General features: G+C 65.1%; 8 protein-coding genes and 1 pseudogene. 7 read left to right on the top strand and 2 right to left on the bottom strand.

All coding sequences use genetic code 11. From position 1 onward, the window contains the following. The 5 genes from EN780_RS18550 to EN780_RS18530 all read left to right on the top strand — a co-directional run. A partial coding sequence (locus EN780_RS18550) for an ATP phosphoribosyltransferase regulatory subunit (RefSeq protein ID WP_128274946.1) occupies nucleotides 1-880 on the top strand: 880 nt, incomplete at its 5' end. After that, complete coding sequence (hisG, locus tag EN780_RS18545; RefSeq protein ID WP_127285376.1) at nucleotides 877-1,575, top strand: ATP phosphoribosyltransferase; 699 nt, start codon at nucleotides 877-879, stop codon at nucleotides 1,573-1,575. The genes EN780_RS18550 and hisG, both read left to right, overlap by 4 nt. A 217-nt stretch (nucleotides 1,576-1,792) precedes the next feature. After that, on the top strand, nucleotides 1,793-3,559 hold the full coding sequence (locus EN780_RS18540; protein WP_128274945.1) for an AMP-binding protein: 1,767 nt from the start codon (nucleotides 1,793-1,795) through the stop codon (nucleotides 3,557-3,559). A 10-nt stretch (nucleotides 3,560-3,569) separates the two neighbouring features. Beyond that, entirely contained in the window at nucleotides 3,570-4,193 is a 624-nt protein-coding gene (locus tag EN780_RS18535; protein ID WP_128274944.1) for a poly-gamma-glutamate hydrolase family protein, read from the top strand. A 98-nt stretch (nucleotides 4,194-4,291) separates the two neighbouring features. After that, the gene (locus EN780_RS18530) at nucleotides 4,292-5,395 is read left to right on the top strand and encodes a calcium:proton antiporter (RefSeq protein ID WP_128274943.1); all 1,104 of its coding nucleotides are present in this window, start codon (nucleotides 4,292-4,294) and stop codon (nucleotides 5,393-5,395) included. A gap of 91 nt (nucleotides 5,396-5,486) precedes the next feature. Here EN780_RS18530 and EN780_RS18525 read toward each other — a convergent pair whose 3' ends face one another. Next, entirely contained in the window at nucleotides 5,487-6,395 is a 909-nt protein-coding gene (locus EN780_RS18525) for a hydrogen peroxide-inducible genes activator (RefSeq protein ID WP_128274942.1), read from the bottom strand. 140 nt (nucleotides 6,396-6,535) lie between these two features. On the opposite strand from EN780_RS18525, the gene katG reads away from it, so the two are divergent. Continuing rightward, a complete protein-coding gene (gene katG / locus EN780_RS18520; RefSeq protein WP_128274941.1) occupies nucleotides 6,536-8,722 on the top strand; it encodes a catalase/peroxidase HPI in 2,187 nt (728 codons plus the stop codon). Between the two features lie 70 nt (nucleotides 8,723-8,792). Here the strand turns inward: katG and EN780_RS18515 are convergent, their stop codons facing one another. After that, nucleotides 8,793-9,470, bottom strand: coding sequence for an MIP family channel protein (locus tag EN780_RS18515; RefSeq protein WP_128274940.1), 678 nt, complete (start codon nucleotides 9,468-9,470; stop codon nucleotides 8,793-8,795). A 323-nt stretch (nucleotides 9,471-9,793) separates the two neighbouring features. Here EN780_RS18515 and EN780_RS18510 point away from each other — a divergent pair. Then, nucleotides 9,794-10,346, top strand: a pseudogene (locus EN780_RS18510) (MFS transporter); the annotation flags it as partial.

The following is a 10,346-nucleotide window of genomic DNA, read 5'->3' as shown; positions in this document are numbered from 1 at the left end:
CCGCTATTCCTATCTCGGCGAAGTGTTCCGCCAGCGCCGCGAGGGCGGCAATGAATTCTTCCAGGCCGGCATCGAGGATCTCGGCGACCGCGACACGGCGGCTGCCGACGCCCGCTCGCTGGCCGACGCGCACGCGCTGCTGACGCTGGCGCTGCCAGGCCAGGGGCTGGCCGTCACGCTTGGCGACCAGACCGTCTTCGAGGCGGTGCTGGCAGCCCTTGGCTTGCCGCGCGGCTGGCGCATGCGGCTGGCACGGGCCTTCGGCTCCGCGCCGATGCTGGAGGCGGCATTGGCCGACCTCGCCAACCCGCCGCGCAACAGCCAGCTTTCCGGCCCGGTCGCGGCGCTGGTGCTCGACGGCGACCTCGACGGCCTGTCGGCGCACATCGCCGGCGGCATGGAGGAAGCCGGCCTGTCGGCATCGGCCGGCCGCTCGCCTTCCGACATCGCGCGGCGGCTGATCGAGAAGGCTGAGTTGCGCAGCGTCAGGCTGTCCAACGAGGCGTTCGCGGCGCTGAAAGGGTTTCTGGCGATCGACGTGCCGCTGAACAATGCGGCGCAGGCGCTGGAAAGCTTTGCCTCTGGCGCTGGCCTTTCCCTGGGCATGGCATTGGACAATTTCGCCGCTCGCGCCAGGGCGATCGAGATGCACGGCCTGCCAATGGCGGATATCCGCTACGATGCCGCTTTCGGCCGTCCGCTCGACTACTATACCGGCCTCGTCTTCGAGATCGCGGCCAAGCGCGTGGAAAGGCCGCTGGCCGGCGGTGGCCGCTACGACCGCCTGCTGACGCTGCTCGGCGCGAAGACGCCGATCCCCGGCGTCGGCTTCTCGGTCTGGCTCGACCGCATCGAGGCGCTGCGGGAGAAGGCCAGATGATCACGCTCGCGCTCCCGTCGAAGGGCCGCCTGAAGGAGCAGGCGCTGGACGTGCTGGCCAAGGCCGGCCTCACCGTCAGCCTGCCCAGCGACGAGCGCAAATACCGCGCCCGCATCGAGGGCATGGAGGCCGTCGAGGTCGCCTTCCTGTCGGCTTCCGAGATCGCCGGCGAGATCGGCCAGGGCTCGGTCGATCTCGGCATCACCGGCGAGGACCTGCTGCGCGAAAACCTGGCCGACTGGGAAGCACGCGCCGAGATCGTTGCCCGCCTCGGCTTCGGCCATGCCGACGTCGTGGTGGCGGTGCCCGACATCTGGCTCGACGTCGAGACCATGGCTGATCTCGACGATGTCGCCGCCGACTTCCGCCAGCGCCACGGCAGGCGGCTGAGGATCGCCACCAAATACTGGCGGCTCACCCAGCAGTTCTTCTCGCAAAAGCACGGTATCCAGGTCTACCGAATCGTCGAGAGCCTGGGCGCCACCGAGGGCGCGCCGGCGCAAGGGCTGGCCGACGTCATCGTCGACATCACCACCACCGGCTCGACGTTGCGCGCCAACCACCTCAAGGTGCTGGCCGACGGCGTCGTGCTGCGATCGCAGGCGTGCCTTGTGGCGTCGAGGAAGACGCGTGGAGCAGCGGACCAAGCCGTCTTGCGCGACATAGCGGCGAAGATGGCGTCAGTGAACGGATAGCAACCGAGGTCGGCGCCGCCCCTCGGCGTCGCGCCCTTACTCCCCGTCACCATACGGGGAGAAATGCCGGCAGGACAACGAGGGGCAGCGCCAACATATCGAAACATAATCACGGTGACGGGCATTCGAGCCTCAGGCGATTGCCCTCCATACCATCGGCCAGTTCCCACCGCCGCCGTCGACTGATAGGCTCGGCTAATCCCGGGAGGAGACGGCGATGGCGATCAAACTCGACGAGCTCATGAACGCCACCAATCTGCGCGGGCGCAGCGCAAGGGGCACCTTCATTGCTCCGGTCGATGGCAAGGCGCATGTCTCGGGCGACCATTCGGTGCCCTTGCTCGACAAGACCATCCCGGAACTGTTTGCCGACACCGTCAGCAAATACGGCACGCTCGACGCCGCCGTCTTCGTCGGCCAGGACAAGCGCTTCACCTGGAGCGAGCTGTCCGACACAGTGGATGCGCTGGCCGCTGGATTCCTGGCACTGGGCCTCGAAAAGGGCGACCGCGTCGGCATCTGGTCGCCCAATCGCTGGGAATGGCTGGTGACGCAATTCGCCACCGCGCGCATCGGCCTGATCCTGGTCAACATCAATCCGGCCTACAGGCTGACCGAGCTTGAATATGCGCTGAACAAGGTCGGCTGCAAGGCGCTGGTCACCGCCGCCAGTTTCAAGACGTCGGACTATCTCGGCATGATCGAGACGCTGGCGCCCGAGATCGCCAAGGCCGAGCCCGGCAAGCTCAAGGCAAAGAAGCTCCCGGCGCTGAAGATCGTCATCCGCATGGGCGAGGACAATTCGCCCGGCATGTTCAATTTCGGTGACGTGCTTGCCATGGCCGGGCGCGACGAGCACGATAGCCTCGACCGCATCTCCGAGGGGCTGAAGCCGGGCGAGGCGATCAACATCCAGTTCACCTCAGGCACGACCGGCGCGCCGAAGGGTGCCACGCTCACCCATTTGAACATCGTCAACAACGGCAATTTCGTCACCTCGGCGATCAAGCTCACCGTCGACGACCGGCTCTGCATCCCGGTGCCGCTCTATCACTGCTTCGGCATGTCGATGGGCACGATGGGCTGCGTCACCAAGGGCGCCACCATGGTGTTCCCGGGCGAAGGCTTCGATGTCGGCGCCACGCTGAAGGCGGTGGCGCAGGAACGCTGCACCGGCCTCTATGGCGTGCCGACCATGTTCGTCGCCATGCTCGACCATGCGGATTTTTCGTCCTTCGACCTCTCCAGCCTGCGCACCGGCATCATGGCCGGCTCGCCATGCCCGATCGAGGTGATGAAGAAGGTTGTGTCGCTGATGCATATGTCTGAGGTGACCATCGCCTACGGCATGACCGAGACCAGCCCGGTCTCCTTCCAGAGCGGCGTCGACGATCCGCTGGAAAAGCGCGTCTCCACCGTCGGCCGCATCCAGCCGCATGTCGAGGTCAAGGCCGTCGATGCCGACGGCGCCACGGTCGCGGTCGGTGCGCCGGGCGAGCTCTGTACGCGCGGCTATTCGGTGATGAAGGGCTATTGGGACGACGTGGAAAAGACCCGCGAGGCGATCGACGCCGACGGCTGGATGCACACCGGCGACCTCGCCACCATCGACGCCGAGGGCTATTGCAACATCGTCGGCCGGGTCAAGGACATGGTCATCCGCGGCGGCGAGAACGTCTATCCGCGCGAGGTCGAGGAATTCCTCTACCGCCATCCCAAGGTCAAGGAAGTGCAGGTGTTCGGCATTCCCGACGACAAATATGGCGAGGAGCTGTGCGCCTGGATCGTGCTGAAGCCCGGCCAGATCGCCACCGCGGAGGAGATCAAGGCCTTCTGCGCCGGCCAGATCGCACACTACAAGGTGCCGCGCTATATCCGCTTCCGCACCGAACTGCCGATGACGGTCACCGGCAAGCCGCAGAAATTCCTGATGCGCGACGCGATGATCGAGGAACTGGGATTGGTGGTGCAGAAGACGGCGTGAAACGGCATTTATGGACAACGAGTTTCCGAATTTCGCGGCGCTGAAGGCCGCCAAAACCGAAAACATAGATTATCGCATAGTCGTCCGGCGCGGAGCGCGAACCGGCAGTGCGATCGTCATGGCCCCGCATGGCGGCAAGATCGAGCCCCGCACCTCCCTGATCACCGAGACGATAGCCGGGCGCGAGCTCGATATGTATTGCTTTGAAGGGCTCATGCCGGAAAGCAACCGAGAGCTGCACATAACATCCAGGAATTTTGACGAGGCTACCGCGCTGGAACTGTTGCGGACCAAGTCCACGGTCGTCGCCATCCATGGTCGTCAGGATCGGGACGATCCCTCGACAGTCTACCTGGGCGGCAAGGACGCCGCGTTGGTTTCGGAGATAGCCTGGCGTCTGCAGGACGCCGACTTCCAGACGCAAAAGGACAACCATCCCTTTCCAGGTATCCAGGATTTGAACATCGTCAACCGAGGCTTGACGGGGAAAGGAGCACAGCTGGAAGTGCCCTTGTCGTTGCGCCGTCGACTGGGGAGCGAGTTGGAACTTCTGGAACGATTTTGTGGGGCGGTTCGCAAGGCCATCGAGACATTCGATGCGCAAAACGGTGCCCAGTCCTCAATCGTGTTTTGAATGGTGCGCTTGGCAGGCAAAGATGCCTGTGAGAGGTGCCCCCGCCGCGCTTTTCCGCTAAGTTCGCGGAAACGCGCGGCGTTCGGGGAGGGGCTCGGATGACAGGTTTCGGACGATCGGCAACGTCCTACGCGATGCCGTTGGCCGCCCTGGCGATGGCCGTCGCGGTCAGGGCCAGCGGGCTCTCCGTGGACGTAGGGTCACCGGGCGTCAGGATCCTCGTCGGAGCGCTTTCGAGCGCGATCATGTTCATCACCATCTTTGTGGTGCTCGAGCATGCCGAGGCGGTGGCCCGGCGGGTCGGCGAGCCTTACGGCACGCTGGTGCTGACCTTTGCCGTGACGGCGATCGAGGTGTCGATCATCGTGTCGATGATGCTGCATGGAGAGAACAACCCGACGCTTGCGCGTGAGTCCGTCTTCTCGACGGTGATGATTACCTCCACCGGCGTTGTCGGCTCTTGTCTCGTGCTTGGCGGCTGGCGTCATCGCAAGCAGGCGATCGTTCGCCAGGGGACCACCGCCTATCTGGCGGTTCTGGTCGCGCTGACCGTCATGACGCTTGTTCTGCCGACCTACACGCGGACCACCGATCCCGGCACGTTCTCAGCCGCTCAGCTCGGCTTTGTCAGCGTGCTTTCCGTGCTGCTCTATGCGGCTTTTGTGTTCGCGCAGACCGTCCGCCACCGGGAAGACTTCATCGAAGCACAGGCCCACGAGGTTTCGATCCGAACCGCCCCCCATGAAGGCGTCTACGCCAGCGCCCTGCTGCTGTTCGTCGGGCTGATCGGAATTGTCATGCTGGCCGAGCAGGTCGCCGCGAGTGTCGAAGATACGCTCGTTGCCTACGAGGTGACCCAGGCCGACAGCATTGTCGGGGCATTGATCGCGGGGCTGGTTCTGATGCCGGAGGCGATTTCGGCGGTTCGCGCTTCCCTCAACAACGAGCTGCAGCGCGGCCTGAATGTCGCGATGGGCTCTGCCTGCGCCACAATTGGCTTGACGATACCGGCGGTCGCGGCAGCCAGTCTTTTTACCGGACGAGGGCTGACCCTGGGGCTCCCGGCGGCTGACGCGGTCCTTATGGTCCTGGCGCTCTTCGTGTGCAGCATCAGCTTCAGCACCGAGAGAACCACGTTCCTGACCGGCATGGTGCATGTCGTGGTGTTTTTTACCTATGTGTTTCTGATATTTGTGCCGTGAGAGGCTTTGGTAAGAACCAGCAGGTCGCAGGCCTTTCTGAAGCGCTATGCAATTGCCGAGAAACTGGGATGGCAGCGTAGTCGGCGCACCCTCACGCGGCCAGCACCGCCGCATCCAGCCCGCGAATGATCTTCGCCAGTTCCACGCATTCGTCGTGCCGCGCCTTGTTGCGGCGCCAGGCGAGGCAGATCATGCGCTGCGGCATCGGCTCCTGGAACGGCACGATCTTGAGGTCGGGGATGGTGCCGGCGGGCCGCATCGCCATTTCCGGGACCAGCGTCACGCCCAATCCATGCGCCACCATCTGCAAGAGGGTCGTCAGGCTGGTGGCGCCGTAGCTCGCCATCGCCACCGGCCGCACATTGCCGCAGACGGCCAGCGCCTGCTCGCGCAGGCAGTGGCCTTCCTCCAGGAGCATCAGCCTTTCCAGCGCCGGGCTTTCCGGCGGCACCGGTGGCGAGGCGAAGGCCGGATCGCCTGACGGCACCGCAAGGAAGAAACGGTCGGGGAAGAGCTCTTCGCTGACCAGGCCGGGATGGTCGAGCGGCAGAGCGGCGATGAACGCGTCGAGCCGCCCGGAGGCAGTGTCGTCGACCAGCGACGCCGTCACCGCCTCCCGCAGTTCGAGCTGCAAGACCGGGAAATGCCGCCTCAGTTCCGGCAACGCATGCGGCAGCAGATAGGGCGCGACTGTCGGGATGATCCCTAGCCGGAAGCGTCCTTCCATTGCGGGGCGGCCGCGCCGCGCCGTCGTCTCGACGTCACGGATATCGGCGAGGATGCGCTCGATGCGTGGCTGCAAGGCCAGCGCCTCGTCGGTCATCCGCACCGTCTTGCCGCCGCGCTCGAACAGACGGCAGCTCAGCCGCTGCTCCATCTCCGCGATCTGGGAGGACAGCGCCGGCTGGCTGACGCCGGCGAGCTTGGCGGCGCGGCCGAAATGCAGCGTCTGCGCCAGCGCGTCGAAATATTGCATCTGCCGCACGGTGAGGCCAATCATAAGAAAATCCTATCGGAAAAAACAGGAAAGGCAATTTGTCTTTATCAACTCGCCGGCCTAGTCTGGAATCGTTCCAGATTGGCGCGGCCGCTGGCCGCCCCTGGTGAAAAATCAAATCTCGGTAAAAATCGGAGAGTAAGATGGACGCGAAAACCGACGACAACAGCGCGGGCAAATGCCCCGTGCCGCATGGATCCGCCGGCAGGACCAATCGTGACTGGTGGCCGAACCAGCTCGACCTCGGCGTTCTTCACCAGCAGTCGAGCCTCTCGGACCCGATGGGCGAAGGCTTCGACTACGCCAAGGAATTCAAGAGCCTCGATCTCGATGCGGTGGTCAAGGACCTGCATCAGGTGATGACGGATTCGCAGGACTGGTGGCCGGCCGACTTCGGCCATTACGGGCCGCTGTTCATCCGCATGGCCTGGCACAGCGCCGGCACCTATCGCATTGGCGACGGCCGCGGCGGCGCCGGCGCCGGCCAGCAGCGTTTCGCGCCGCTCAACAGCTGGCCGGACAACGCCAATCTCGACAAGGCGCGCCGCCTGCTCTGGCCGGTCAAGCAGAAGTATGGCCGCAGGATCTCCTGGGCCGACCTGATGATCCTCGCCGGCAACGTCGCGCTGGAATCGATGGGCTTCAAGACCTTCGGCTTCGCCGGTGGCCGTGCCGACGTCTGGGAGCCCGAGCAGGACGTGAATTGGGGTTCCGAGGCCAAGTGGCTGGGTGACGAGCGTTACTCCGGCGATCGTGAACTCAGCGGCCATCTTGGCGCCGTGCAGATGGGCCTGATCTACGTCAATCCGGAAGGACCGAACGGCAAGCCGGATCCGCTCGCCGCGGCGCGCGACATCCGCGAGACCTTCCGCCGCATGGCAATGAACGACGAGGAGACCGTGGCGCTGATCGCCGGCGGCCACACCTTCGGCAAGACGCACGGCGCCGGCGATGCGGCGCTGGTGGGCGCCGAGCCGGAAGGCGCCGGCATCGAAGCACAGGGTCTCGGCTGGTCGAGCAAGCATGCCACCGGCATTGCCGGCGACGCCATCACCTCCGGCCTGGAGGTCACCTGGACCACGACGCCGACCAAGTGGAGCAACAACTTCTTCGACAATTTGTTCAACTACGAATGGGAGCTGACGAAGAGCCCGGCGGGTGCAAACCAGTGGACGCCGAAAGGCGGCGCCGGCGCCGGCACCGTTCCGGACGCGCACAATTCGTCGAAGCGCCATGCCCCGGCCATGCTCACCACCGACCTTTCGCTGCGCTTCGACCCTGCATATGAGAAGATCTCGCGGCGCTTCCACCAGCATCCCGAGCAATTCGCCGATGCCTTCGCCCGCGCCTGGTTCAAGCTGACCCACCGCGACATGGGTCCGGTCGTGCGATATCTCGGCCCGCTCGTGCCGAAGGAAGAGCTGATCTGGCAGGATCCGATCCCGGCGATCGACCACGAACTGGTGGGCGAACAGGATATCGCCGCGCTGAAGGCGAAGATCCTGGCCTCCGGCCTGTCGGTCTCCGAGCTGGTCTCGATAGCCTGGGCGTCGGCCTCGACCTTCCGCGGTTCCGACAAGCGCGGTGGCGCCAACGGCGGCCGCATCCGCCTTGAGCCGCAGAAGGACTGGGAGGTCAACCAGCCGGCCGAACTGGCGAAAGTGCTGGCGAAGCTCGAGGCCGTCCAGGCCGAGTTCAATGCCGGCGGGAAAAAAGTCTCGCTCGCCGATCTGATCGTGCTCGGCGGCGTCGCCGCCGTCGAGAAGGCGGCGAAGGACGGTGGCCATGACGTGAAGGTGCCGTTCACGCCGGGCCGCACCGATGCCTCGCAGGAACAGACCGACATAGTCTCCTTCGCCGCGCTCGAGCCGGTCGCCGATGGTTTCCGCAACTATGCCAGGGGCAAGCAGGTGCTCTCGGTCGAGGCGCTGCTGGTCGACCGGGCGCAGCTTTTGACGCTGACGGCGCCCGAATTGACGGTGCTGGTCGGCGGCCTGCGCGTGCTTGGCGCCAACACCGGCAAGTCGAAGCACGGCGTGTTCACCGACCGGCCGGGCACCCTGACCAACGACTTCTTCGTCAACCTGCTCAGCATGGCGACGATCTGGGATCCGGCCTCGGGCTCAGACGGCGTGTATGAAGCGCGCGACCGCAAGACCAAGGCTGTCAAGTGGACCGGCACCCGCGCCGACCTGATCTTCGGCTCGCACGCGCAACTGCGCGCGCTGGCCGAGGTCTACGCTTCGGGCGACGCCAAGGAGAAGTTCGTCAAGGATTTCGTCAAGGCGTGGGTGAAGGTGATGAACCTCGACCGCTTCGAGATCGCCTGACGCCAAGCATTCACCGCAAAGAAAAGGCGCGGGGCCAGCCCCGCGCCTTTTTTTCCTCAGGCTTCGAAAATCACTCCTTTTCGAAGATGCGCGCCTTGGCGACGACGCCGGCGATGGCGCCGCCGATCAGCGGCGCGACGATGAACAGCCACAGCTGGCTGAGCGCAGCACTGCCCGAAAACAGCGCCGGTCCGATCGAGCGGGCCGGATTGAGCGAGGTGCCGGTGACCGGGATGATGGCGAAGTGCAGCCCGGCCAGCGTCAGGCCGATGACCAGCCCGGCGAAGGTCGTGCTGTGGTTTTGCGCGGTGACGCCGAGGATCACGGTGACGAAGGTGAAGGTACCGATCAGCTCCCACAGGAAGGCCGAGCTGACGCCCCATTTCGCCTCGTCCCAGCCATTGGCGCCGAAGCCGCCGGTGTGGCCGCCGACCTGGCCGGAGACGATGATCCACAGCGCCAGCGAGGCGATGATGGCGCCGACGATCTGCGCGATCCAGTAGGGAACGACATCCTTTGCCGGCAGCCGGCCGGCGAGGAAGGCGCCAAGCGTCACCGCCGGATTGAGATGCGCGCCCGAGATCGGCCCGATCGCATAGGCCGCCGCGATGAGGCCGATGCCGAACGCCAGGCCGATGCCTTCCTGGCCGAGCGGCAGCGCGCCGCCAAAGCCGCCCGTGACCACAGAAGCCGTGCCGATGAACACCAACAGAAAAGTGCCTAGAACTTCCGCAAGATAAGTCTTCATTGCCCTCTCCTCGTATCGATCCGCAAATCCGCTTTTCCTGCGTCGCGAATCACAGCCAAAAGAGTATTCGCAACCTGAAACCTTGGAAAGCAGAGCACTTGCTCCACACGGCATGCTTGTGCCCGCCAGTCGCGCCCATTAGAGAGCTTTCATATATTGGATGAATTGTTCCGTTCGCGCTGGCGGATGCCCGGTTTGTCGAGAACTCGCAGCCTCCGCCGGGATTGCTCCGGCCGCCGGCAAATTGAGTTGGTTCAAATCGGGAATGAAAGGCTCTAAGAGCAGGGCGGAATTAATTTGCTCGGAAAACGGAAGACAAGAGAATGCGATTGGGCGGAAGGCTGGCGGCGGCCATCGAAGTGCTGGAGGACATTGGTCGGCGTCATCGGCCGGTGGCCGATGCACTGCGCGACTGGGGCCTGTCGCATCGCTTCGCCGGCGGCGGTGACCGCGCCGCGATCGGCAACATCGTCTACGACGCGCTGCGCCGCAAGCGTTCCGCCGGATGGCTGCTCGGCGAGGACACGCCGCGCGCCATCGGCTTCGGCGCGCTTCTGCTCGAATGGGGGCAGACGGCGCAGTCGCTGAACGACGCCCTCGAAGGCGACAAGTTCGCGCCGCCGCTGTTGAGCGACACCGAGCTCAAGGCGGTTGCCGACCGCCGGCCGGGCGACGCGCCGGATGCGGTGCGCGCCGATATTCCCGAATGGTGCGTGCCGCTGTTCGAGCTGGCTTTCGGCGCGGCCTGGGTCGCGGAAGGATCGGCACTCGCCACCCGCCCGCCGCTCGACCTCAGGGTCAACACGCTGCAGGCCGACCGGGCCAGGGTGCTGGCCGAACTCGACGGGACGGGCGCGGCACCGGCCAGCCTTGCCG

The sequence above is a fragment of the Mesorhizobium sp. M4B.F.Ca.ET.089.01.1.1 genome (assembly GCF_004022605.1).
GTDB classification, from domain to species: Bacteria; Pseudomonadota; Alphaproteobacteria; order Rhizobiales; family Rhizobiaceae; genus Mesorhizobium; species Mesorhizobium abyssinicae.
The sequence above is the reverse complement of the archived record's forward strand: the minus strand, read 5'-3'. Positions and strand labels throughout refer to the sequence as shown.